Origin of the sequence: Vibrio navarrensis, from assembly GCF_000764325.1 — a bacterium.
Taxonomy (GTDB): domain Bacteria; phylum Pseudomonadota; class Gammaproteobacteria; order Enterobacterales; family Vibrionaceae; genus Vibrio; species Vibrio navarrensis.
The window spans coordinates 106,115-130,876 of sequence record NZ_JMCG01000002.1 but is presented as its reverse complement, the minus strand read 5'-3'; the positions used below and the strand labels follow the sequence as shown (position 1 = coordinate 130,876).

Annotated in this window: 18 protein-coding genes; 12 read left to right on the top strand and 6 right to left on the bottom strand. The window is 49.1% G+C overall.

Translation table 11 applies throughout. From position 1 onward, the window contains the following. Positions 1–10 precede the first annotated feature (10 nt). A complete protein-coding gene (gene radD / locus EA26_RS14940; RefSeq protein WP_039429562.1) occupies positions 11–1,756 on the bottom strand; it encodes a DNA repair helicase RadD in 1,746 nt (581 codons plus the stop codon). A 73-nt stretch (positions 1,757–1,829) separates the two neighbouring features. Here radD and rsuA point away from each other — a divergent pair, with 73 nt between their 5' ends. The 3 genes from rsuA to EA26_RS14925 all read left to right on the top strand — a co-directional run bounded on the left by rsuA (position 1,830) and on the right by EA26_RS14925 (position 4,632). Continuing rightward, positions 1,830–2,531 (top strand): 16S rRNA pseudouridine(516) synthase RsuA, encoded by a 702-nt coding sequence (gene rsuA / locus EA26_RS14935; protein ID WP_039429560.1) that lies wholly within the window; start codon positions 1,830–1,832, stop codon positions 2,529–2,531. Positions 2,532–2,770: 239 nt separating this feature from the next. After that, positions 2,771–3,973: a Bcr/CflA family multidrug efflux MFS transporter gene (locus tag EA26_RS14930; RefSeq protein WP_039429557.1), complete on the top strand. Its 1,203-nt coding sequence runs from the start codon at positions 2,771–2,773 to the stop codon at positions 3,971–3,973. Continuing rightward, a complete protein-coding gene (locus EA26_RS14925) occupies positions 3,973–4,632 on the top strand; it encodes a DUF2913 family protein (protein ID WP_039429554.1) in 660 nt (219 codons plus the stop codon). The genes EA26_RS14930 and EA26_RS14925 overlap by 1 nt, the downstream gene beginning before the upstream one ends. Before the next feature lie 23 nt (positions 4,633–4,655). On the opposite strand, the gene EA26_RS14920 is transcribed toward EA26_RS14925, so the two are convergent. Next, entirely contained in the window at positions 4,656–6,107 is a 1,452-nt protein-coding gene (locus EA26_RS14920; protein ID WP_039429538.1) for a DUF2867 domain-containing protein, read from the bottom strand. Positions 6,108–6,216: 109 nt separating this feature from the next. Here EA26_RS14920 and EA26_RS14915 point away from each other — a divergent pair, with 109 nt between their 5' ends. The 8 genes from EA26_RS14915 to fabV all read left to right on the top strand — a co-directional run bounded on the left by EA26_RS14915 (position 6,217) and on the right by fabV (position 18,165). Then, positions 6,217–7,593 carry an MATE family efflux transporter gene (locus EA26_RS14915; protein ID WP_039429536.1) on the top strand — a complete coding sequence of 459 codons (1,377 nt, stop codon included), beginning with the start codon at positions 6,217–6,219 and terminating at the stop codon, positions 7,591–7,593. Between the two features lie 112 nt (positions 7,594–7,705). Then, positions 7,706–8,377, top strand: a complete 672-nt coding sequence (locus EA26_RS14910) for an ABC transporter ATP-binding protein (protein ID WP_039429534.1) — start codon at positions 7,706–7,708, stop codon at positions 8,375–8,377. Next, entirely contained in the window at positions 8,358–10,811 is a 2,454-nt protein-coding gene (locus EA26_RS14905) for an FtsX-like permease family protein (RefSeq protein ID WP_039429533.1), read from the top strand. Before EA26_RS14910 ends, EA26_RS14905 begins: the two co-directional genes overlap by 20 nt. After that, positions 10,811–11,947, top strand: coding sequence for a lipocalin-like domain-containing protein (locus tag EA26_RS14900; protein ID WP_039429532.1), 1,137 nt, complete (start codon positions 10,811–10,813; stop codon positions 11,945–11,947). Before EA26_RS14905 ends, EA26_RS14900 begins: the two co-directional genes overlap by 1 nt. A gap of 300 nt (positions 11,948–12,247) precedes the next feature. Further along, positions 12,248–13,405: a Na+/H+ antiporter NhaA gene (nhaA, locus tag EA26_RS14895; protein WP_039429530.1), complete on the top strand. Its 1,158-nt coding sequence runs from the start codon at positions 12,248–12,250 to the stop codon at positions 13,403–13,405. A gap of 411 nt (positions 13,406–13,816) precedes the next feature. Then, on the top strand, positions 13,817–14,443 hold the full coding sequence (psrA, locus tag EA26_RS14890) for a TetR family transcriptional repressor PsrA (protein WP_039429528.1): 627 nt from the start codon (positions 13,817–13,819) through the stop codon (positions 14,441–14,443). Positions 14,444–14,504: 61 nt separating this feature from the next. Then, positions 14,505–16,787 (top strand): acyl-CoA dehydrogenase, encoded by a 2,283-nt coding sequence (locus EA26_RS14885; RefSeq protein WP_039429525.1) that lies wholly within the window; start codon positions 14,505–14,507, stop codon positions 16,785–16,787. Between the two features lie 175 nt (positions 16,788–16,962). Beyond that, positions 16,963–18,165, top strand: coding sequence for an enoyl-ACP reductase FabV (gene fabV / locus EA26_RS14880; protein ID WP_039429524.1), 1,203 nt, complete (start codon positions 16,963–16,965; stop codon positions 18,163–18,165). A 69-nt stretch (positions 18,166–18,234) separates the two neighbouring features. On the opposite strand, the gene EA26_RS14875 is transcribed toward fabV, so the two are convergent. Next, entirely contained in the window at positions 18,235–19,914 is a 1,680-nt protein-coding gene (locus EA26_RS14875; RefSeq protein ID WP_039429521.1) for an aspartate:alanine antiporter, read from the bottom strand. 181 nt (positions 19,915–20,095) lie between these two features. Continuing rightward, entirely contained in the window at positions 20,096–20,359 is a 264-nt protein-coding gene (locus tag EA26_RS14870; protein ID WP_039429518.1) for a GrxA family glutaredoxin, read from the bottom strand. Between the two features lie 275 nt (positions 20,360–20,634). Between EA26_RS14870 and EA26_RS14865 the strand changes: the two genes are divergently transcribed. Then, entirely contained in the window at positions 20,635–21,888 is a 1,254-nt protein-coding gene (locus tag EA26_RS14865) for an iron-containing alcohol dehydrogenase (RefSeq protein WP_039431565.1), read from the top strand. Positions 21,889–21,926: 38 nt separating this feature from the next. Here EA26_RS14865 and EA26_RS14860 read toward each other — a convergent pair whose 3' ends face one another. Together EA26_RS14860 and panP are read right to left on the bottom strand one after the other, a co-directional pair. Beyond that, positions 21,927–22,781 carry a MurR/RpiR family transcriptional regulator gene (locus EA26_RS14860; RefSeq protein ID WP_039429516.1) on the bottom strand — a complete coding sequence of 285 codons (855 nt, stop codon included), beginning with the start codon at positions 22,779–22,781 and terminating at the stop codon, positions 21,927–21,929. Between the two features lie 318 nt (positions 22,782–23,099). Then, positions 23,100–24,755, bottom strand: coding sequence for a pyridoxal-dependent aspartate 1-decarboxylase PanP (gene panP / locus EA26_RS14855; protein ID WP_039429513.1), 1,656 nt, complete (start codon positions 24,753–24,755; stop codon positions 23,100–23,102). Between the last annotated feature and the right edge of the window lie 7 nt (positions 24,756–24,762).

Here is a 24,762-nt window from a genome sequence, read left to right as displayed (position 1 = left end):
GGGATGGGGTTTAAGGACGGTTTTGTAACTCATCTTCAAAAATCTTGTCGCGCATTTTCCAAAAACGACCGCTTTTGCGGGCGATAACAAATTGTGGTGGGCGAAAACGGTGTTGATTAGCGACCACTCTGCTTGGCGTGGCATCGTCAAAGGGCCGATGTTTGTCCGCTAAATGGGGGCGAACAAACTGACTCTTGAACATGGCCTTCTGCTTGTGGGTGGTGAGGGACCAAAACTCATGCACCTGAGCTTGGTTTTCGCCCAAATAGCTGACTTTCAACTGGGATTTTCCTTGCGCCGTTTTATGAACGCTGAGCACCATCTCGAGGCATTCAAACACCAAAGCGTCTTTCAGACTCAGGGCTTCTTTGAGCTTTTTGTCGGGGTCCACCAAGGTAGCATCGCACTCGTGACAAATTCGCGCTGCGATGTCGTTATCTGCACCACATTGGTTGCAATACTTGGCGCGGAAACGGTAGCCGCAATGTTCGCGTTCGCCGCTCTCTTCATCGGTGAAATAGCCTTGGCAGCGCCGGCCAAAGTGCTCAAGCAAAAAACCGTTGCTGTCTAACTTTCCCCAAAAATTATTGTTAAAGCCGCAGGCGGGGCAGGGAATGGTAATGATTTCACTGTCAGAATCGGGCTTAGGATCACCCACTTCGGGTTGATACAGATCGTAATTATTACCTGCGTAGTCCAGCACCAAACACTCTTCTTTACCCGGTGCTAGCCGCAGACCGCGACCGACAATTTGTTGATAAAGACTAATCGATTCGGTTGGGCGCAAAATGGCGATGAGATCGACATGCGGCGCGTCAAAGCCGGTGGTCAGTACCGAAACATTGACGAGAAACTTTATTTCACGCGCTTTAAACTGGCGAATAATCGCGTCTCGCTCTGGCGTTGGCGTATCGCCAATCACAAGCGCAGTTTCATTTTCTGGCAACAAATGGTGAATTTCTTGCGCGTGTCTGACGGTGGCCGCGAAGATCATCACCCCTTGCCGCTGTTGGGCAAGCTGGATAATTTGCTGAACAATCTGCGGCGTGGCGCGTTTGGCGTTATCGATCACCATATCCAGCTCAGCTTCTTTATAGCGCCCGGTATTGGCGGGTTTTAGCTGGGAGAAATCATACGAGAGCACAGGCGCATCCATCATTCGCGCTGGGGTGAGAAAACCTTCGTCGAGCAAATAACGTATCGGTAATTCGAAAATGCAATCACGAAAAAAGCATGGCTCTTCACTACGCACTTGTCCGCGGCTGTGGTATTGATAAATCCAACCGACACCGAGGCGATAAGGCGTGGCGGTCAGGCCGAGTATTTTCATCCCCGGATTAAGATCTTTTAGGTGCGAGATCACTTTCTGATAACTGCTCTCTTTGTCTTCCGGAACACGATGGCACTCATCGATCACCAGCAGAGAGAATTGATTGCGAAAAGATTCCAAGTTGCGTACCACCGACTGCACCGAGGCAAAAACCACTTGATGCTGCGTCTCTTTGCGACCTAGCCCCGCGGAGAATACCGAGCCTTTGAGCCCGTATCCTTCGTACTTGGCGTGGTTTTGTTCCACCAGCTCTTTGACATGTGCCAGCACCAAAACTCGGCCGCGCGCTAGCCTTGCCAGTTCGGCAATCACTAAACTTTTGCCTGCCCCTGTTGGCAGCACGATCACCGCCGGTGTGGAGTGCTGACGAAAGTAGTGGATAACGGCCTTTACCGAGTCGGCTTGATAGGGTCTGAGGGTGTACATGAAAACGGTGAAATCACTCAACTATTCTTTGCAGGGTCGCTATAATACCCGACCTTAACCAGTTGAGGTATTCATGCGTTTAGATAAATTTCTTTGTGATGCGCTGGGCGCGACACGAAAAGAGGCGACAAAAATCCTGAAAAGCGGGGAAGTCACCGTCGATGAACAGGTACAAAAAAGCGGTGCGTTCAAAGTCTCTGAGCAAAGCGTGGTTGAATGGCAAGGTCGCGAGCTGGCCGTGCAGGGGCCGCGTTACATCATGCTGTATAAACCAGAAGGGTTTGTGTGTTCTCACGAAGATGGTTTCAACCATACGGCTTTTGTTCTGCTGGACGAAATCAAAATGGACGAGCTTCACTTTGCTGGTCGATTGGACGTGGATACCACTGGCTTGGTGTTAATCACCGATGATGGCAAGTGGTCCCATCGCATCACGTCTCCAAAGCATAAGTGCGACAAAACCTATCGCGTTTGGCTCGCCGACCCGATTGGCAGCGACTATCAGGAAAAGCTGGCGGCAGGTATTCAACTGCGCAATGAAAAGGAGCTCACCTTACCTGCGCAGATGACGGTCGTGAATGAAGCAGAGAATGAGCTGCTGCTGACGATTCACGAGGGCAAATATCATCAAGTAAAACGTATGTTTGCCGCGCTGGGCAACAAAGTCGAGCAGCTGCACCGTGAGCGAGTGGGGGAGATCGTGCTGGATGAAAATCTCGAACCGGGTGAGTACCGTTATCTGACTCAGGAAGAAATAGATTCAGTTTGGAAATGATTTAGTTCCTAAATGGAACTAGTGTTTAGGCTTGATCTGTATCACAATATGGGCAGTTTTTCCGCTCTTTCATGGGGCGGATTTTTCAGAATCAAGCCTTTTCTGGCTGCAATGCGACATTCCTAGCGTTCCTCGATTACCAATCTGTGTCAGCTCTGTTCTGACGACGATAGAGAGTCAACCTAATCGGTGGCGTTGCAGCGTCAAGCTTATTCCTAACCCATTTCTCGGGAGAATAAATGACGGATAAATCACAACCGACTGCACAATCACACATCAGTTTTTTCCTTTTTGTCGTTCTGGGCGCGATTGGTGCGCTTACGCCATTGGCGATTGATATGTATTTGCCATCCATGCCGACAATTGCCAAAGATCTTGGTGTGGATGCTGGTGCGGTGCAGTTGACTCTGACGGCCTATACCGCAGGCTTCGCATTGGGGCAATTGATTCACGGCCCACTTTCGGACAGTTTCGGTCGTCGTCCGGTGCTGATCCTTGGTGTGCTGTTTTTCGGCCTAGCGGCGGTTGTCAGTGCAACCACTAACGGCATTGATTCGCTGACCTACGTGCGTGCCGCGCAAGGTTTTGCTGGAGCAGCGGCCGCGGTGATCATTCAGGCCGTGGTGCGCGACATGTTTGACAGAGAAGACTTTGCTCGGGCGATGTCGTTTGTCACCTTGGTTATCACCATCGCGCCTTTAGTAGCACCGATGATCGGTGGACACCTTGCGGTTTGGTTTGGCTGGCGCTCTATTTTCTGGGTGCTGGCAGGATTTGCTGTCTTGGTGATTGCGCTGGTGTGGTGGCAAATTCCTGAAACGCTGAAAGCGGAAAATCGTCAACCACTGCGCTTTAAAACCACGTTACGCAATTATGCCAAGTTGTGCAGCAACAGCACCGCATTAGGTTTGATGCTGGCTGGGGCTTTCTCTTTTTCTGGTATGTTCGCCTTTTTGACCGCAGGTTCGTTTGTTTACATCGATATTTATGGCGTATCGCCAGACCAATTTGGCTATCTGTTCGGGCTTAATATTGTCGCGATGATCATCATGACCAGCTTAAATGGCCGCATGGTGAAGAAAGTCGGGTCACATTTTATGCTGCGTTTGGGGCTTAGCGTACAATTAGTCGCCGGATTCGGTTTATTTATTAGCTGGCTACTAGACCTTGGTTTGTGGGGCACGGTACCATTCGTGGTTCTTTACATCGGTACACTCTCTACCATCGGCAGTAACTCAATGGCACTGCTGCTTTCTGGGTATCCGCAGATGGCGGGAACCGCTTCTTCTTTAGCGGGTACTCTGCGCTTTGGCACCGGTTCGCTGGTTGGTGCGCTGGTGGCTGCGTTGCCATCCGCCGTTGCGTGGCCGATGATTTTGGTGATGTCAGCCTGTTCGTTGCTGTCAGCCCTCTTTTACTGGATATTCGGAAGAAAAGCATAATGTCGAACTACACAACGGAAATTCAACGACTGGTTAATACCGCGCTGCAAGAGCTAGAGGCGGAGCATCGCGCAGGTAAACTGGCTGACGCGCCTGTCGCGAACAACCACTTTCTCGTGCGTTGGGTGACCAAGACGCTGAAAGCACAGCGTTTTCACCGCTGCGTCGTCGATGATCTGACTCGCTGGCAAAAGGCTGGTCGCTCGAAAGGCAACGATGCCGCACTATTGCCGACTTTTAAGCGTATCGCCGCATTTTATGCCTCTTTTTTCTGTGCAGACAAAGAGCCTGCGGTGATTACCGATAAGCAGATAGAAGCGTTTTTAGATCAGATGGAGCAAGCCGACTGGGAAGTTTCCACGGCCGAGCCGTTAGTGGGCTGTGGCAAAGTGCAGATTTTTACCGAAGGCCAACACTCATTGGCGCTTTGCGCCCAGCAGTGTGAAAGCTGCTTCGATGGCGACACCTTGGTGAAACCGATGAGTTGGTTTGTACGGGGCAATCACGCTGAGTTTGTCGCAAAGGCCACTGAGGCGGGATTTATGGTACACAAGGTGACAGATTACAAGTCGAACGTGAAATACCATGGTGAGTACCTGATTTTTCCGGCCAATTTAGGCAATCAGCTGGCAGAAATTCCGCTTAGTTTTCAATATTAACTGTTATTTTTAAGGCGCTGTGATTAAGCGCCTTTTTTGTCGCGGTTAAACGAGAGTGCTTTTTTGGCGATGGCTTTGACCATACCGTTAAAAACAAACAAGTGGGCGGGCATCATGGCAAACCAATAGAGCAGTCCGCGAAAACCTTGCGGATGCCACCAAGCGGTGACCGTGAGTTGGCGGTAGTGTCCGTGATCGTCGATAGTGAACTCCAGCCGCCCGAGCCCGGGGCCTTTCATACCAAAGAACAGAGAAAGAAAATGCGGTTTCTCGCAGCGGATCACTTTCCAAGAGTCGATGTAATCACCGACTTTAAGCTCTGGCCCAGATGGGGCGCGGCGAACCGGTTTTTTGCCGCCGAATAGCACATCAAGCCACTCACGTGTTCGCCACAGCAACGTAGCAAAATAGTAGCCTTGTTCCCGACTGCCTATTTTTTCCACCCATTTCCAAAGTGCCTCGGCAGAGGCTTGGGTTTGAATGCTGGCGCCTGCTTTTTTCGCGTAATAGCCGTAACCCGGCTGCCAGCGCTGTAATGCCTCGGGTTCAAAACCCCAGACATTGCTTCTAACAAAGGTGCCTTCTTGCTCAATTGCTTGTTCAACCGCCTGCTGGTATGAGAGCAAGGCTTGTGGGTACTTTTGCCGCAATTCTGCGCTGTTTGCTACATAGTCATGTTCCAGCCCAGCTAAAAGGGCACTACCAATGCTCGAAGGGACCGAAGTAATTAGCCCAAGCCAGTATGAGGCCATCTTTGGAGTCAGGAGCGCCGTCGAAAAAAGGTGAAAAGGGCGCTTTGTCGCTTGGCAGATGAGGTGAAATTGTTCGCGGTAGCTCAGTGTGTCTGGCCCACCCGCTTCGTAAATTGCATGAGTGGCGTGGCTTTCTTCGGCTAATCGCAACAGATAGTAGTTAAGGTTTTCCAGTGCGATCGGGTTGGCTTTCGATTCAACCCATTTTGGGGTGATCAACAGAGGCAAGTGATAGACAAAATCACGCATGATTTCAAAGGCGGCGGATCCCGGGCCGATAATCACCCCAGCACGCAGTTCAATAATCGGAATCCCTGCTTTGCGCAGCACATCGCCGGTCATTTTTCGCGCTTGAAGATGAGCGGAGCTGCCACTTTGCGGCTGAAGTGCGCTTAGATAAATCACCTGTTTGACGCGGCTTCCTTGCAGGGCTTGATAAAAATGGTCAGCGAGAGAGAGTTCATAATCAATAAAGTCGTGCCCTTGGGCCATGCCATGAACCAGAAAATAGATCAGGTCAAAGTGTGGGATGAGCGCGTGAGCCGCGCTTTGATCTGCAAGATCAAGGTAAGCAAAGTTGAGATGCGGATGAGGTTTAACCCGCGCTTTAAGATAGTCGATTTGTCTCGCGGCGGCCGTCACTTGATAACCTTGCGCCAAAAGAAGTGGCACTAATTGTGACCCAACGTAACCTGATGCGCCCAACACTAATACTTTTTGCACTGCGCTCTCCCTTAACTAACGGATAAATAGTTGGTGGTTTATTCACCCAATTGGTTATAATCATCGGCTATTTTCTCCGCTTCTTCAATAAGTTGTATCTGAGGTGCCTATGTCCTTTCTTGCTCAGGTGGCAAAGCATGCCGATGCGGCGTTTTTGCGTCGTCTGCTGCTGATCGCATTGCCAATCGCTCTGCAAAGTATGATGTTTTCCAGCCGAGGTTTGGTGGACGTTTTGATGCTAGGACAACTGGGTGAGGCGGAGATCGCCGCGGTTGGCGTTGCGGCCAGAGCGACCTTTGTGACTACCATTATGCTGGTCGGTGTCACCACCGGTGGCGCTCTGCTGACCGCGCAATATTGGGGAGCTGGAGATAAAGACGGTGTTAGACAGAGCACGGCGTTGACTTGGTTGGTGTCGATGGCGTTTGCCTTGCTAACCGCACTGCTTTTTCTGCTCTTTCCTCAGCAGATCATGGCGCTAACCACCGATTCATCACAAGTGAATCAACTCGGCAGCGAATACCTGGTTCTCACCTCGTTGTCCATGCTCAGTGTCGCTTGTGTGGCGAGTATGGCGGTTGGGCTCAGAGCGATGCACAAGCCTGGTATCAGCACTTTCTTTAGTGGTATCGGTATTCTCTCCAACGTATTTTTGAACTGGCTATTGATTTTTGGTCATTGGGGATTGCCAGCAATGGGGATCAAAGGCGCCGCAATCGCGACCTTGCTCAGCGGGGCGATCGAAGTGACAACGTTATATGGTTACCTCTACGCGAAACAACATTTACTGGCTTTTGGCCGTGCGGATGTACACTCCATCCTTGTTTGGAAAAAAATTGTTCGTTTTCTCAAACTCTCATTACCCACAACCTTTAACTTCTTGGCTTGGGCTGGTGGACTTTTTGCCTATCATGCCATTATGGGGCAAGCGGGCGTGCAAGGGCTTGCAGCGTTGTCAGTGATGACGCCAGTGGAGTCAATTTCGCTGGCGATGATGATTGGTCTGTCCAATGCAGCTGCCGTGCTGGTGGGTAATCAACTGGGGGCGAAAAATTTTGAGCCCGTTTATTATCAAGCGTGGGCGACGGTGCTGATGAACGTTATCATTGGGGTTGTGGTCGCAGCGCTGCTGTATCTATTTCACCAGTCGATTCTAAATGCCTTTAGCGCCTTAACCCCAGAAACCCGACAACTGGCAGAGCAGTTCATGATGGTGCTTTGCGCCGCTGTTGTACTGAGATCGCTGCCGATGATGGCGATTGTTGGCGTGTTGCGTGCGGGTGGCGATGTGAAATTCTGCCTCTATCAGGATTTGCTCGCTCAGTGGGTGATTGGTATTCCTTTGGCGGCGTTTGCAGCTATCTACCTTGAAGTGTCGCCCGTGTGGGTATATCTGTTGTTCTTGGTCGAAGAAATGGTCAAGTGGGTCGGTGTTTTGTATCGTATCGTCAGCCGCAAATGGATGCGAAATCTCATCGAAGATTAGATATGCGCTGATTTGCATTCATTTAATGTGATCCAGCAATCAAAATACTTTCGATAATCAGCTTTTTAGTGTAGATTCTGGTTCCAATTTCTGAAGCGAAGCGGCAAAGTTAATGTTACAACTGTCAGACCTATGTAAAGGCTATGTGGATGGTGGAGAATTTCATCCGGTATTGCAAGGGGCTGAACTGACGTTGCAACGTGGCGAACAAATTGCCCTAATGGGTGAGAGTGGCTCGGGTAAAAGTACGCTGCTCAATTTAATCGCAGGGCTAGACATTGCCGATTCCGGTGCGATCAATTTTCCCGGCTTCGCGATGCATGATGCGCCTGAATATCAGCGCACAACTTATCGCCGTAACAATATTGGGCATATTTTTCAGCAGTTTAATTTACTTCCCACACTCAATATCGCCGATAACATTCGTTTCTGCCGTCAACTTAAAGGCTTGCCGGAAGACAAAGGATTGTTGCGCCAAATTCTTTCTGCGCTCGATCTCATGCCGCTACTGGGCCGCTATCCCGAAGAGGCTTCCGGCGGGCAGCAGCAACGTGCTGCAATTGCACGTGCTTTGTATATGGAGCCCAAGTTGCTGCTTGCAGACGAGCCGACCGGCAGTTTAGACGAGCGTAACGCTGAAGCGGTGATGCGCTTACTGACTTCACTCACTCGCCAACTCGACTGCACCTTGCTTTTAGTCACGCACAGTGAAAAGGTCGCCCAACATATGGAAGGAAGAATTCGACTTCAAGGAGGACAGCTGCATGTTATGGCCCGTAGTTAAAGCACTACTCGGTCATTATCGGCGCTATCCGCTGCAAATCATTTTGGTCTGGCTTGGCCTAACGCTCGGCGTTTCCCTGCTCGTCGGGGTCACCGCGATCAACCATCATGCGAAACAGAGCTATCAAAACGGCGAAAAGCTCTTTTCCAATCCGCTCCCTTATCGTATTCGGCCAAAGCATAACGCCAACAAGATCCCTCAAGGATTTTACATTCAACTGCGCCGAGCGGGTTATCAGCGATGTGTTCCGATGGATATGCATCACATCGACACCGCCAACGGGATTGGCTTGACCTTAGTGGGCATCGATCCTGTTGCGATGCTCTCGTTGGAGCAGCCCAATGCGATGGGAGATCTCTCTCTGCTGGCGTTGATGAACCCGCCTTACCCGATCTTAGTCAGCAACGCGCTTGCCAAGCATATGGATTGGCAAGATGGCGATTCTATTCCGCTCGATGATGGGAGCCTGCTTGGCCCGTTGAAAATCGAGAGCGAACAGCGTCTTAACGGCACGCGGATCGTGGCTGACATCGCCACATTACGTATGCTGAAGCGCAGTTCGGGTCTCTCGGTGATTGCCTGCGGTGAAATGCCGTCAGAAAAGCTGGAAGCGTTAAAACAATCATTGCCCAATGGCTTGTCTTTGGTGCGCAATAGCCGAGATGAGCTTAATGCGTTAACCAAAGCTTTTCATCTTAATCTTACCGCCATGGGTATGCTGTCGTTTTTGGTCGGCCTGTTTATCTTCTATCAAGCGATGTCGCTCTCGTTTATCCAACGCCAACCTTTAGTGGGCATTTTGCGCCAGACGGGTGTCACCGGCATGCTACTGGCGAAAGCATTGATTCTTGAGTTGACCATACTGGTGGTCGTGGCTTGGCTTTGCGGCAATGTGCTTGGACTGTTATTGGCCAATGAGCTGATCCCGGCCGTCTCTGCCAGTTTGAGCGATCTGTATGATGCCAACGTCGGGCTTTCGATTGGCTGGAGTTGGCAATCGAGCATGTACGGTTTGCTGATGGCGGCGCTCGGCGCTCTGATTTCCTGTCTCTGGCCTTTGATTCGCTTGTTGAAATCTCAGCCGATTCGTCTGTCTGCCAAACTCTCGTTGGTGCGTTTTGCTGGACGTGAGTTTGCGTGGCAAGCACTCGCCGCGTGTGCATTCTGCGTAGCGGCCATTGCCGTTTACCAAGCCCCCAAAACTCAGGAATCGGGCTTTGCGATTATCGCTTTAATGTTGATCAGCGTTGCCTTGTTTACTCCCTTTTTGATGTGGGCGGTATTTAATAGCTTTTCCTACACGTTACGCTGGGTAAGGTTGCGTTGGTTCTTCGCCGATACGGCGGCCAGCATGAGCTATCGCGGTGTGGCGATGATGGCATTCATGTTAGCGTTGGCGGCAAATATTGGTGTCGAGACCATGGTGGGCAGTTTTAGAGACACGACCGATAAATGGTTAACCCAGCGTCTTGCCGCAGATCTTTATATCTACCCAACCAATAACTCGGCAGCAAGGATCAGCAGTTGGCTGATGGCACAGCCAGAAGTGGACCAAGTTTGGTGGCGCTGGGAAAAAGAGATTCAAACTGACGCAGGGCAGTTGCAAGTGGTCAGTACCGGTGCTTCGGAAGGGGAACTTGATGCATTGACGGTCAAACTTGGTGTACCCAATTATTGGTACTATCTCAACAGCACCCGCAGTGTGATGGTCAGCGAATCGATGGCGTTGAAAATGGGCATTCGTCCGGGAGATTTTATCAATCTGACGGCGCCTTTAGGCGATAAGTGGTTGGTGGTTGGCGTCTATTACGACTACGGCAATCCGTATAATCAGGTACTTTTATCCCATCGTAACTGGCTGTACGCCTTTGCTGGTAATGGGAATGTCGCACTGGGTGCTGTCATGCACGAAGGGGTGAATATTGAGGGGCTGAAAGGGCGTTTAGAAAAGATTTTCCGCATGACGCCTGAGCGTGTGCTCGATAATAACAACATTTATAAGCAAGCAATGCGAGTGTTCGACCATACTTTTGCCATTGCCGATACCTTAGGCAATATCACCCTCGTTATCGCGGTGTTCGGTTTGTTCTTCGCCACGTTAGCCGGAGAGGTTTCGCGTCAGCGTCATGTGTCGATTTTGCGTTGTCTCGGCGTATCGGGCAAAGAATTGATCGCGCTGGGTGGGTTGCAACTGTTTGTTTTTGGTCTTATTTCCGCCATTATCGCTGTGCCGCTTGGTATGGCACTGGCCACCTTGATTGTTGACATCGTGATTAAGCAATCTTTTGGCTGGTCGCTGGAGCTACAAATTAATCCCGCCGAATATGGTGAAACCCTTGCGTGGGCAATGCTGGCGATCATGCTGGCGGGTGCCTTGCCTGTGCTCAGAATGGTAAGAAATACGCCGATGAAGTCATTAAGGGATGCCTTGTAATGAAGCGAGTACGTGGTCGATTTATCCTAATGTCGCTGCTTTTTTCTGCCATAGTTGTTGCGAGTTTTGTGTTCGCTTGGTATCTGCTTTTTTATGGCAAAAACGTAACAACGCACAAACAGTATCAATTTAACAGCGTGTTTAATGCATCACCGCAGACGGTGTTTGAGCCTGTGCTGCCGGGGCAAAAAGTTCGCCTGCCGAACGATTTCCGTTTTCACTCACAATACCAGCACGAGTGGTGGCACTACTTTGCGAGCCTGCAAGATGCACATGGTACCCCTTACTCGGTGCAGTGGAGCTTTTTTCGTCTGGCTGGTGATGAAAGAGACGTCAATGGCTGGCAAAACCCACAGATTTACCTTGCTAATGTGGTTGTCAGTGGCAACGGCAAAGTGTGGAAAGACCAACGCATAGCCCGTGGAGGGATCGGTCAGGCGGGCTCGAGCGATAAGCCGTTTCGCATGTGGATTGACAACTGGACTTGGCGAGCCTTAGGGGTGACGCCTTTTCCGGGGAGTCTTATCGCGGCCAGTGACGAATTTTCGCTGGAGTTGGCCACGCGAACCAGCGGCCCTTTTGTCCTCAATGGCGAAAGTGGTTATCAGCTCAAACATGATTTGGAATCCGTAGCGTCGTTTAGTGTCAGCGCACCGTTTCTGCAAACGGATGGTGTTTTGCATCTTGATGGCAAAAGTATCAAAGTGAGTGGCTCTGCGTGGCTGCAAAAAGAGTGGGGCTCAGATCTGGTAGGACAAGATCAACAGGGCTGGGACTGGCTGGTGTTTAATCTCGACAACGGTATGGCGTTGAGCGTCAATCAGTACCGACATAAAAGCCGATTGCCTTATGTGTTTGGCACACTCTCTACCCCGTCGGGTAAAGTTTTCCCCCTCAAAGAGCAAGATATCAAGATCACCCCCTTAGAGGAAAGCGAGCTGGCCGATGGTACGCGTTTACCTCTGCGATGGTCTGTTGAAGTGCCAAAGTATCAAATCCGCCTCACCGCCACGGCTGTGGATCAGGAAATGTGGTTACCCTTTTTACTGCCTTACTGGGAAGGACCTATTCAGGTGGCGGGCAGCCATCAGGGTTGGGGTTTTATGCAGTTAACTGGCTACGGTAGAACCAACTAAAGCGCATTCGAAAGTAAAAAGGGTCCCGACGATGGGACCCTTACTTTTTTCTACGTATTTACAATTTGTTGCGTAGTTGTCATGCTTATGTTCACCAGTATGTCACTCATTGACTATAATCTTATCAGTCAGTTATCGGGATACTGCGGCTATTTTTTAATGAGTGACGTTGACATCAATGTAGGAAAAACCGAAGTTTAACATCTAAACAAGCGATTATTCCTACATTATTCTTCACTATACACTGCTACACATTGTTAGTTGTTCATTTATCACGATTATAAATATAAGGGCGAAATCATGAACGATGCTATCCGTGACTTTTTCAAAATGGAATCCGCAGGCGGCATCCTGCTGGTGATTGCTGCAGCCATTGCTATGGTGATTGCCAACACTTCGCTAAACGATATATACCAGTCAGTACTGCATAGCTATGTATTTGGTATGTCTGTATCGCACTGGATTAACGATGGTTTAATGGCCATCTTCTTCCTTCTGATCGGTTTGGAAGTGAAACGCGAATTATTGGAAGGCGCGTTGAAATCAAAAGAGACGGCGATTTTTCCTGCGATTGCGGCCGTTGGTGGTATGTTGGCTCCTGCGCTGGTTTATGTGCTATTTAACAGCGGCGATCCACAAGCGGTGCAAGGTTGGGCTATCCCTGCCGCCACCGACATTGCATTCGCACTGGGAATCATGGCCTTACTTGGTAAGCGTGTTCCGGTGAGTTTGAAAGTATTCTTGCTCGCTCTGGCGATTATTGATGACCTAGGCGTGGTCGTTATCATTGCCTTGTTCTACAGCGGCGATTTGTCCACATTGGCGCTGACAATCGGCTTTATCATGACGGGTGTGCTGTTCTTACTGAATGCGAAAGAAGTGACAAAGCTGACATGGTACATCGTAGTGGGCATTATCTTGTGGGCTGCGGTACTGAAATCAGGCGTACATGCAACGCTAGCTGGCGTGGTCATTGGTTTTGCTATCCCTCTCAATGGCAAAAAGGGTGAGCATTCTCCCCTAAAACATATGGAACACGCACTGCATCCTTATGTTGCGTTTGCGATTTTGCCTCTATTTGCTTTCGCGAATGCGGGTATATCTCTGGAAGGCGTTTCGGTGTCTGGTTTAACATCAATGCTTCCACTGGGTATCGCTTTGGGCTTATTGATTGGTAAGCCTCTGGGAATTTTCTCCTTCAGTTGGGTGGCGGTAAAAACGGGCGTTGCGAGATTGCCAGAGGGGATCACCTTCCGTCACATTTTTGCAGTGTCAGTACTGTGTGGTATCGGCTTCACCATGTCGATATTCATCTCTTCGCTGGCATTTGGTGGAGTGAGCCCAGAATACGATACTTATGCACGACTGGGGATCCTGATGGGGTCAACCACAGCCGCTGTGATAGGTTACTGCTTACTGCACATCTCTTTGCCAAAGAGTGCCAGCATTAGCCGCTAAGCCCACCTAGGTTCAACTAAAAACCTCCGAATTTCGGAGGTTTTTTTATTGCTTTAAAAAGGGCAAGAGAAAAGGGGAGATAAAAAAAGCCCAAATCAAGCGGATTCGGGCAGATACAAACACAGGAGTTAATGATGAAAAAGCAGCAACGTAACAAAAGTCTGAAACAAGTTTGACGGCCAGTGAAACTTAGCAATGCGCTTGTTGTTACTTCTATTCAGACCAAGTGATTAGGCGGCAGTTCCCTAAATCAACGAAAATATCTAAAAAAATTTTCTCTCGCTAACCCCTTGGCGAAAGGGCGAAATTCCATTCTGGTCCGACCAATATTAAAAAATGTGATGTTAATTGCTTGTTAATTATTGGTGTCAAAAGTATATTTCAAACAGTTGTTTGATACGAGTGATTGAAATGGCACCAAGAAGCAGTACAAAAGAAAAAATTCTCGACATCGCCGAAGGGTTGTTCGCCGAGTACGGGTTCAATGACACTTCACTTCGTACCATTACTGGCAAAGCCGGTGTGAATTTGGCTTCGGTCAACTATCACTTTGGTGATAAAAAAACTTTGGTTCGAGCGGTGTTAGATCGTTATCTCGAAGCGTTAATGCCAGCAATGAAAATTTCGTTAGTACAACTGAACAGCAAAGAGTCTTACACCATGGCCGAAGTGTTTGAATCGCTTCGCGTACCGCTTAAAGAGCTCAATGAAGTGCGCCCGAATGGCACGAGTTTGTTCATGTTGTTGATTGGCCGCGGATATACCGACGTACAAGGGCATTTAAGATGGTTTATCACTACACGTTATAACGATGTATTGAAGCTGTTTACTGAATCCGTGCTGAAAGCCAATCCGACCTTAACCGAAGAAACGCTTTTTTGGCGCTTGCATTTCACACTGGGAACCTGTGTTTTTACTATGGCATCCAGTCAGGCGCTGTCTGAAATTGCTGAAAGCAATTTCAATAAAAAAACCGACGTAAAATCAGTTGTTGACCTCTTGATCCCCTATATGGCGGCAGGAATGTCAGCAGAGTAACTAAAATAACAGATAACCAGGACCTGATCGGGTTCCACCAGTGAACAAAAGGATCTGAACTATGAGCTCTCTAAGAAGGAAGTGGGTTAGCGACCCGGCGTTTAAAGTATTCAAAAAGGTTTTGCCTCCTCTGTCTATTACAGAGAAGGAAGCGATGGAAGCCGGCAGCGTCTGGTGGGATGCAGAACTGTTTTCAGGTAAGCCTGATTTTCAGAAATTGCATCACTATCCAAAACCTGTTCTTACCGCAGAAGAACAATCTTTCATGGACAACGAGCTGGAAACGCTGCTTGAAATGCTTGATGACCATAAAATGGTTAAGGAAGATCGCGATCTGCCTGCGAAAGTTTGGGAGTATCTGCGTAAAGAGCGCTTCTTTTCGCTGATCATTTCTAAAGAGTACGGCGGTCGCCAGTTCTCGGCGCTGGCGAATTCAACCATCGTTTCGAAGATTGCGACACGTAGCATCAGTACTGCCGTGACGGTCATGGTGCCAAACTCACTCGGCCCGGGTGAGCTTTTATCGCACTATGGGACACAAGCGCAAAAAGACTACTGGCTACCACGTTTAGCGGATGGTACCGACATCCCTTGTTTTGCCTTGACTGGTCCTGAAGCTGGCTCGGATGCTGGTGGCATTCCAGACCAAGGTGTTGTCTGCTACGGTATGCACGAAGGCAAAGAAGTCCTCGGCATCCGTGTGAGCTGGAATAAACGCTATATTACCCTAGCACCGGTCGCAACCGTACTAGGGCTGGCGTTCAAACTGAGCGATCCTGATCACCTGCTTGGCGATAAAACAGACATCGGTATTACCTGCGCTCTGATCCCTGCCGATCACGAAGGGGTTGAGATTGGTGAACGCCATGATCCGCTGGGTTTGGCTTTTATGAACGGGCCAACTCGTGGACAGAATGTTTTCATTCCGATGGATTGGCTGATTGGCGGTGCGGATTATGCGGGCAAAGGCTGGCGCATGCTGGTTGAGTGTCTCTCTGCTGGACGCGGTATTTCGCTGCCTGCACTGGGCACAGCGATTGGTCACCTGACGACACGTACAACCGGCGCTTATGCCTACGTGCGTAAACAGTTTGGTATGTCGATTGGTAAATTTGAAGGTGTTGCAGAGGCGATGGGCCGCATTGGCGGTTTAACTTATCTGCTTGAAGCGACACGGACTTTGACCACCACGTCGCTGGATCTGAAAGAGAAACCAGGGATTGTGACGGCGATTGCCAAATACCATATGACCGAAATGGCGCGCACCATTCTTAATGATTCCATGGACATCCATTCAGGCCGTGCGATTCAAGATGGGCCAATGAACTATCTGGCGACGCATTACCTCGGCATTCCGGTGGCGATTACGGTGGAAGGTGCGAATATCCTGACACGTAACTTGATGATCTTTGGTCAAGGTGCAACACGTTGTCATCCTTACGTGCTTAAAGAGATGGAAGCGGCGGCAAACCCGGATGAGAGAGAGGGAGCCAAGCAATTTGATGACCTGTTGTTTAAACACATCAAACATGCCACTGGCAATACCTTCGGCGCATTCGCTGCGGCACTGACAGGTTCACGCTTTGTCAAAGCGCACATGAGCGGTCCGACTCAGCGCTACTACAAAGATATGACACGTTTGAGCCGTGCGCTCGCCGTGAGTGCCGATTTTGCGATGTTAACGCTCGGTGGTGAGCTCAAGCGCAAAGAGATGATCTCGGCGCGTCTTGGCGACGGACTTAGCTATCTGTACATGGCCTCAGCAGCGTTGAAGAAGTACGAAGATGAAGGACGCCAGCAGGGCGATCTCAACTTTGTCCACTATGCGGTTCAGCACTGTTTGCACCATGCGGCCAAATCGCTCAACGAAGCTTACGCCAATTTCCCAGTGAAATACGTAGGTGGTGTACTGAAAGCATTGCTTTTCCCACTGGGTAATCATTTCAAAAAGCCGAGTGATGATCTGTGCATCAGCCTTGCTGAAGCGATGATGACTCCGGGCGTACAGCGCGATCGCATGACAAGCCTCTGCTACATCGGCAAATCTGCAGATGATAGTGTTGGTTTGATGGAGCAGGCATTCTTAGCCATGTATGACATCAAACCGCTAGAGCGCAAACTGATGAAAGCGGTCAAAGAGGGCAAAGTGGCACGTAAAGGCTTATTGCACGACCGCTTACAGCAAGCGTTTGAGGCCGATGTATTAAGCGAGCAAGAGATCGATAAGATCCTCGCGGCGGACAAACTGCGCTATAAAGCGATTCAAGTTGACCACTTCAGCTTCGATTTTTCCGAAACTTTGACGGATGCCCCCGTTAAAGCAAAGCTGACTAGCGCTGCTTAGCTCGCAGCGCATGGCCGAAAAAGCACCTAATTTAAGGTGCTTTTTCTATTTTTAACGGAGAAAAATCTATGAGAGTGCTCCAACCACTTGCATTTTCGCCGCATTTTTACAGAAATTAGATGCGAATTGTGGTCGAAACTTTTATCCTAGCAGCGTTTTTTAAAGGAAGTTGAATATGATCATCAAACCTAAAATTCGTGGATTTATCTGTACCACAACGCATCCAGTGGGTTGTGAAGCGAACGTAAAAGAACAAATTGCTTACACTAAGGCGCAAGGCCCGATCAAAAACGCACCAAAACGCGTTCTTGTTGTTGGTTCGTCAAGTGGCTACGGTTTATCTTCTCGTATTGCAGCGGCATTCGGTGGCGGTGCAGCAACCATTGGTGTTTTCTTCGAAAAAGAAGGCACAGAGAAGAAACCAGGCACAGCGGGTTTTTACAATGCGGCGGCATTTGAGAAGCTAGCGCGTGAAGAAGGTTTGTACGCGAAAAGTCTCAATGGCGATGCTTTCTCCAATGAAGCGAAAGAGAAAGCCATCGAACTCATCAAAGCCGATCTGGGCCAAGTGGATATGGTGGTTTACTCTTTGGCATCGCCAGTCCGTAAGCTTCCAAGCACCGGTGAACTGATTCGTTCAGCGCTCAAGCCAATCGGTCAAACTTACACGTCTACGGCGGTTGATACCAACAAAGATGTGATCATCGAAGCGAGCGTAGAGCCGGCGACGGAGCAAGAAATCCAAGATACCATTACGGTTATGGGTGGCGAAGATTGGGAACTGTGGATCAATGCGTTGGCCGAAGCGGGCGTGTTGGCAGACGGCTGTAAAACGGTTGCTTACAGTTACATCGGTACCGAGCTGACTTGGCCAATCTACTGGGATGGCGCGTTAGGTAAAGCAAAGATGGACCTAGATCGCGCCGCCGCTGCACTGAACGATAAGCTAGCCGCAACTGGTGGTAGCGCGAACGTCGCAGTGTTGAAGTCAGTGGTTACTCAGGCGAGCTCTGCGATTCCAGTGATGCCTTTGTACATTGCGATGGTGTTTAAGAAAATGCGCCAAGAAGGTGTACACGAAGGGTGTATGGAGCAGATCTATCGCATGTTCAGCCAGCGTCTTTATAAAGAAGATGGTAGCGCGGCAGAAGTGGACGAGAAGAACCGTCTGCGTCTGGATGACTGGGAACTGCGTGACGACATTCAACAATACTGCCGTGATCTGTGGCCTCAAATCACCACTGAGAACCTGAAAGAACTGACAGACTATGTGCAGTACAAAGAAGAGTTCTTGAAGCTGTTTGGCTTTGGTATTGATGGTGTCGATTACGATGCAGAAGTCAATCCACAAGTCGCGACGGATTTTATCACTATCTAATCTGACACTAGACAACACATAGACAAGGCGCTCAATTGAGCGCCTTTTGTTTACTTGTGATGGCTGGTGCTAGCTAAGAATAATCAATATCGTACCCGCCAACGTCATCAAAATATTGGCGATAGCGTATGTGCCGGCATAACCAAGGGCAGGAATGGTTGACTTAGCATAGTCATTCACGATGTCCATGGCGGGTGCACAGGTACGAGCACCAATGATGGCACCAAATAGTAACGCGCGGTTCATCTTAAGGATGTAGGCACCAACAAGGTAGGCAAAAACCACAGGCACGACACTGACCAAGAAGGCGATGCCAATGATTTTCGGTCCAACGAGGGCCAGATGGTCGAACATCTTACCACCTGCGCTAAGGCCGATCCCCACCATAAAAATCATCAGCCCCAAGTCTTTGACCATGTTTAGTGCCCCTTGTGGCACGTAGCCAAAGGTAGGGTGGTTTGCCCGCAAAAAGCCCAGCGAGATCCCAGAGAGCAACAAGCCGACCGCATTGCCCAAACTGAAGGAGACTTGGCCGAATGTCATGGTGACTAAGCCGAACATAATGCCGAGAATGAAGAAACTGCAGAAAGCGAGCAGGTCGGCCATTTGACTGTGGATCGAGATAAAACCGATGCGCTCAGCTAGGCCATGAACACGGCTCTTTTCACCACTGACTTGCAATACGTCGCCTTTGGCTAGCACGATATCAAGATCCATGGGCATTTCGATCTGTGCACGTACTACGCGGTTAAGAAAACAGCCATATTCTGAAAGATTAAGATCGGACAGACGCTTGCCGGCAATCGCATCGCTTTTTACCACGATCTCTTCTTCTACGATACGCAAATCCAGCAGGTTTCGGTCGAAAACCTCTTTGCCGTTGCGAAAGCTCGGGTCAAGCCGTGCATGGCTATCGGGGAAACCGACCAAGGCAATCTCATCGCCCTCTTGCAAAATCGCATCACCATCGGGATGGGCGAGGATACCGTTGCGGCGAATACGTTCGATGTAGCAGCCCGTCTGGCGGTAGATACCCAGTTCACGCAGATTTTTACCGTCCGTCCAGTCAATAAGTTCCGCGCCGACTCGATAGGCGCGAATGATCGGCAAATAGACTTTACGCCCTGAACCACCCAAACCGCGCTCTTGCGCAATTTGCTGCGCTGAGTCAGACAGATTTTGCTTTTGTAACTTAGGCAGCAACTTGGCAAACATGATCATGCTGACCAAACCGACGAGATAGGCCATGGCGTAACCGACCGAAAGGTTTTCCAGCACCAATGAAAATTCCATGTTTCTTGGAATGGTTGCTAATCCCGAATTGAGAGCGTCCTGCGCCCCTACCAATACTGGCGTTGCAGTGAGTGCCCCCGCCATCATGCCGGCGGACAAACCAAAATCCAGCCCCATGTAATGGCTGGCAAAGTAGGCTATTGCTAACGCCGTGACTAACACTACTAGGCTCAGTGTCAAATAGTGTTTGCCATCTCGAAAGAAAATACCGAAAAAGTTGGGTCCGGCTTCGATACCAACGCAATAGATAAACAGCATAAACCCGATGGTGAGCGCCTCGGCGTTAAACGAGAAACCGAGATGGCCCATGATCAAGGAAGTGATCAGAACACCAATCGAGTTGCCAAGCTGCATGTTACCAAAGCGAATTTTGCCAAAAGAGAGGCCGATGGCCAACACCACAAAGATGAGCAGAATCGGATTTTGCTCAAGAAGAAGTACGACGTCTATATTCACGTTGTCGCTCTAAAAAGTTAGGTCAGGGAACAGGGTTAGAACGGGAATTGTAACCAAATATAGCTAAAAGATAAGAGAAATTTTTCAGTTTTGCCAAGAGTTGACTTGCACTGGCTATTTCAACAAAAACCGTTATAAAAAAACCCGCAGCATAGCGGGTTTAAAGAAAAATGAGCGGAGACTAGTCAAATAGACCTAGGTGCTCTTTTGCATAAGCTTCGAAGTCATCACAGCCACCGATGTGCTGCTGGTCGATGAAAATTTGTGGCACGGTTTCAACCGGCTTACCAACAGTTTTCTCTAGGTCTGCCTTTGAAATGCCTTCAGCGTGAATGTCTACATAACGATAGTTGAAATCGTCACGTTTGGCTTTCAGGGTTTCCGCATGCTCTTTTGCACGCACACAGTAAGGACAAGACGGACGACCAAAGATAACTACGAACATATACTTTCTCCTTTATTTTGATAGCTGCAACTATGCCCGATCCGATAGCGGAAATAAAGGGGCAAATGCCTCTCGCTCTGATAGATGAAACACATTGAACACTTGCTGGACAATTTACGTACCAGACGATGTGAGGCACAGCAAAAAGTCTTACAAAATACAAGGTTAATGGGTTCGAGTTGCACTTGATCAAACATTTTGTCGATAAATCAAGGCACAGTGAGCAACATTAACTTGCGCTGCAAAACAGTGATGACAGGAAGAGGATGTACGCTATGTTTCAGTTTATGACGGCCACGAGGATCATCTTTGGCGAGGGAGCCCTGCAAGCCTCATTGTCTGTGCTTAATCAGTTTGGTTACAGCGTGCTGTTAGTGACAGGGCAAGATATCTCCCGCGCTCAGCCTGTCATTGGTTACCTGAAGTCACAGAATATGCGCTATCAACATGTTGCCATCTCTGGTGAACCTTACATCGCAATGGTGGAAGAGACGGCCGTCCTTGGACGAAAATTCAAACCCGATATGGTGGTTGCCATTGGTGGTGGTAGTGTGATTGATATGGGTAAAGCACTTGCGGCTATTATTCCCAATCTAGGCAACGTCTATGACTACGTTGAAGTGGTAGGGCGAAACGTCCCTCTCAAGACGCATCCATTGCACTTTATCGCGATTCCGACAACAGCAAGTACAGGTTCTGAAGTGACCCGCAACGCGGTATTAAAATCAGGCCAAGATAGGGTCAAGGTGAGCTTACGCAGCCCAGACATGTTGGCGGATGTGGCGATTATTGATCCAACGCTGACTTACGGAACCGATCCTTATACTTCGGGCCGTGGTGCCATGGATGCTTTTACTCACTTGATGGAAGCATATGTGTGTGGAGAGCCGAACCCTCTGACTGACATGATATGTGAAGAAGGGTTGCGGCGATTGACGAGTTCCATTTTACCCGCTTGTTTACAAGATGATCACAAAGCGCGCTCTGACATTGCCTTTGCCGCTTTACTCGGTGGTATGGCGATCACCAATGCTAAATTGGGCGCAGCGCATGGTTTAGCTTCGGCATTAGGTGGCAAGTTAGATGCGCCGCACAGTGTAATTACAGGACGCTTGGCTCCTCATGTGATGCGGGAAAATATTATGGCCGCACGCACCGCGGGTCGCAGTGACTTGCTGTATCGCTACCGCTCTATCGCGCGCATCGTAACGGGAAGAGCAGAGGCGAATGAAGAAGAGGGAGTTGAATGGGTGTCGGAACTTTTAGATAAGCTGTCGTTGCCTCAGCTTAGCCAGTTTGGCGTCTGTGCCACTTCGTTTACTCAGGTAGCGGAAGATGCCTTGAAGTCCGTCGCGATAAAGGGAAACCCGTTACCGTTAACCAAAGATCGCCTCATCTACATTCTTAATCAGGTGTGCAGTTGCGGTTGGGGTGAAGAACAAGATGCGCAGCCAATCAATGCCGCCGTGATAGAGGTGCTGGGAGGAAATCAGCGAAGCTTACCAAGTCGCGATAACGTGGAAAACTAAACAAAACGGAGCCTGAAGGCTCCGTTGAAAGGGGATGTTTAGAAGTGAGATAGCTTGTCGTATCGACTGTCTTTAAGTGCTTCTTTTACGCGCTTGAGGTTTTCGCGAAAGCCCGAGCCGCGACGTAGTGTGAAACCAGTAGCTAAAACATCGATCACGGTCATCTGCACCACGCGGCTTGCCATCGGCATATAGACGTCAGTGTCTTCTGGAACGTCTAAAGAAATTGCCAGTGAGGCCGCTTTTTCCAACGGCGAGTCTTTTGCCGTGATAGCGATGACGGTTGCGCCATTTTCGCGTGCAAGGTTGGCAATCTCTACCAAACTTTTAGTGCGACCTGTGTGGGAGATCAGCACAAACACATCGTTATCGCTGCAATTGATACAGCTCATACGCTGCATCACCACATCTTCAAAACAAGTAATGGGGATATTGAAACGAATGAACTTGTTTTGTGCGTCTTTGGCCACCGCAGATGATGCGCCTAAGCCAAAGAAGGAGATGCGCTTAGCTTGAGTGAGCAGGTCCACCGCGCGGTTGACTTGCATCGGGTCCAAACTGTTTTTGGCGACATCAAGACACGCCATGGTGGATTCGAAAATCTTGTGCGTGTAGGCGTCTGGGCCGTCATCTTCCTCGACATTACGGTTAACATAAGGCGTTCCGTTCGCCAAACTTTGCGCTAAATGGAGTTTGAAGTCGGGGAAGCCTTTCGTATCCAATCTGCGACAGAAGCGGTTGACCGTTGGCTCACTGACGTCTGCCATTTTTGCCAGTGTTGCGATACTTGAGTGGATAGCCGTTTGCGGTGACGCCATAATCACTTCAGCGACTTTGCGTTCCGACTTGCTAAAGTTCTCAAGGTTTTTTTGAATTTTTTCTAATGTATTCATAGTGTTCACGAGGGTATAGAGAACAACTCGCCGATAATACCAGTCCAAATGATACTATTCTTGGGAAAAACGTATATTTAGGACGGCAACCTGCAATCAGCGCCATAGCGAGAGTATAAACCTAATAAGCGATACGACTAAAACAAATAGCCGTACTATTTAGTGAGAATTTGACAGGCCTCAAACAAAAGTTTGTTAAAACTACAAAACTGAATGTTGTCGCACGCTGTTTCGGCAAATTCTACGGCATATTGACTTTGTAATTACAGCAAAAGAGAAAGAAAATTTCATTTTGCTGTAATTCACTAGGAGAAGAGTTCAGTGAGACTTGCTCAGTATCTGGTCGCTTAACCGCCCAATTTCTACCATCAAGTTGGGGGCTTGCTGCTGAACAATTTGCCGCTGCTGTTGCAAAACACAAGCGAGGATATCGTTGCTAGTTAATGGGTTAGCGAGCACCACACGAAAGACGATCGTGTCCATTCGCGACCACTGAGCTGGGTTTAATCGGGTTCTCGACACGAAAGACTTACCCGTTTCGCGCTGGCGCTTTTGTACAAATTTGGTGAGTTCGTTGAGTAACTCGTTAAGCTCAACACGTTCTTCATCATTAGCCAGCGTCAAAGCCTGTTTCACTTTGGCAGGAATGTAGCGATAGGTTAGCAGGCAAAGCTCTGGTTCTGAGATCAGCTCAAAGTCTTCTTGCTGTTTAATCAACGTAGCAAAATATTTTGCTTTCTCAATGCTTTGATTGATCAGCAGTTCATAGCCTGGACGGCTAATAATGTGCATGCTGGCGTAAACCAACATCGCCATACCAGAGCGTGACCCTTCGAGCGTATGACTGCCTAGATCCTTCGAGCCTTTACGCAGGATATACTGCGCGTGGTGCTCAATCGAACTCATCGCGTTGGGATCTTTAAAGAGAACCATGCCCGCGCCCATTGGCACATAAAGCTGTTTGTGGGCATCAATAGTGACAGAATCGGCAAGCTCTGCGCCATCAAGCAGATGACGATATTTATTGGACATCAAAGTCGCACCGCCCCAAGCGGCATCAACATGGAAATGGCAAGCATGGCGTTGACACACTTGCGCGATGGCGCGCAGTGGATCGACGCTGCCCGTTTCTGTGGTACCCGCGACGCCGATGACTGCAAACGGTTTAATGCGCTGCGATTTGAGCTCTTGAATTTTCTCTTCTAACGCCTGTGGGCAGATACGGTTATTTTCATCGGTCTTGATAGCGACAAGGCCACTTTGGCCGATACCAAGTACATCGGCGGCTTTTTTCAGTGAATAGTGTCCACGCTCTGAAACAAGTACGGCTAAGCCTTCATATCCGTAGTGTTTCATCGCTTTGAATAAGCCTTCTTTTTCAACACCTTGAAAAGTACCCTCGGCTCGTAGAGCATTATTTCTTGCTACCCACAAGGCGGTGATGTTGGCGATGGTACCGCCAGAGCAAAAAGCCCCAAGTGAGTGCTCAGCGCTATGCATCCACTGTGAATAGAAAGCGTCGTCTTGTCCGTAGATCAAACGATGCAGCATACCGAGCACTTGACGCTCTAAAGGCGTAAAGGCTTTTGATGTTTCAATCTTCACTAAGTTTTGATTCAGAGCGATCATGATCTTCGATAATGGCATCAGAAAATAGGGCAATGCCGAAGTCATGTGACCGATAAAACTGGGTGACGAAGTATGCACCGAATGAGAAACCAGAGTGTCCAACAAATGTTCTGTATGGTCAGAGACAAATTCGGGTTGCTCCGGAATCCTAGCAGAAGAAAAGTCTTTCTCGATTTCACGTAAAGGCTTTTCTTCTGCCACGATGTGTTCACCGAGGAATTTATTGAGGTTTTGTGAGAGCTTTGCTTCGATTTGCGTCAAAGTGGAATCTGGACCCTCAGGGATGGTAAAGATTTTTAACAGACTTTCGAAGCTGACGTCAGCGATTTTTTGTTCCATTGCCATATAAACA

Excerpts from the sequence above, each read along its gene's own strand:
- radD (WP_039429562.1), bottom strand. The coding sequence starts at position 1,756 with ATGTACACCCTCAGACCCTATCAAGCCGACTCGGTAAAGGCCGTTATC.
- EA26_RS14865 (WP_039431565.1), top strand. The coding sequence starts at position 20,635 with ATGTTTCAGTTTATGACGGCCACGAGGATCATCTTTGGCGAGGGAGCC.
- nhaA (WP_039429530.1), top strand. The coding sequence starts at position 12,248 with ATGAACGATGCTATCCGTGACTTTTTCAAAATGGAATCCGCAGGCGGC.
- EA26_RS14870 (WP_039429518.1), bottom strand. The coding sequence starts at position 20,359 with ATGTTCGTAGTTATCTTTGGTCGTCCGTCTTGTCCTTACTGTGTGCGT.
- EA26_RS14885 (WP_039429525.1), top strand. The coding sequence starts at position 14,505 with ATGAGCTCTCTAAGAAGGAAGTGGGTTAGCGACCCGGCGTTTAAAGTA.
- psrA (WP_039429528.1), top strand. The coding sequence starts at position 13,817 with ATGGCACCAAGAAGCAGTACAAAAGAAAAAATTCTCGACATCGCCGAA.
- EA26_RS14925 (WP_039429554.1), top strand. The coding sequence starts at position 3,973 with ATGTCGAACTACACAACGGAAATTCAACGACTGGTTAATACCGCGCTG.
- EA26_RS14860 (WP_039429516.1), bottom strand. The coding sequence starts at position 22,781 with ATGAATACATTAGAAAAAATTCAAAAAAACCTTGAGAACTTTAGCAAG.
- EA26_RS14910 (WP_039429534.1), top strand. The coding sequence starts at position 7,706 with ATGTTACAACTGTCAGACCTATGTAAAGGCTATGTGGATGGTGGAGAA.
- EA26_RS14915 (WP_039429536.1), top strand. The coding sequence starts at position 6,217 with ATGTCCTTTCTTGCTCAGGTGGCAAAGCATGCCGATGCGGCGTTTTTG.
- rsuA (WP_039429560.1), top strand. The coding sequence starts at position 1,830 with ATGCGTTTAGATAAATTTCTTTGTGATGCGCTGGGCGCGACACGAAAA.
- EA26_RS14900 (WP_039429532.1), top strand. The coding sequence starts at position 10,811 with ATGAAGCGAGTACGTGGTCGATTTATCCTAATGTCGCTGCTTTTTTCT.
- panP (WP_039429513.1), bottom strand. The coding sequence starts at position 24,755 with ATGGCAATGGAACAAAAAATCGCTGACGTCAGCTTCGAAAGTCTGTTA.
- fabV (WP_039429524.1), top strand. The coding sequence starts at position 16,963 with ATGATCATCAAACCTAAAATTCGTGGATTTATCTGTACCACAACGCAT.
- EA26_RS14905 (WP_039429533.1), top strand. The coding sequence starts at position 8,358 with ATGTTATGGCCCGTAGTTAAAGCACTACTCGGTCATTATCGGCGCTAT.
- EA26_RS14930 (WP_039429557.1), top strand. The coding sequence starts at position 2,771 with ATGACGGATAAATCACAACCGACTGCACAATCACACATCAGTTTTTTC.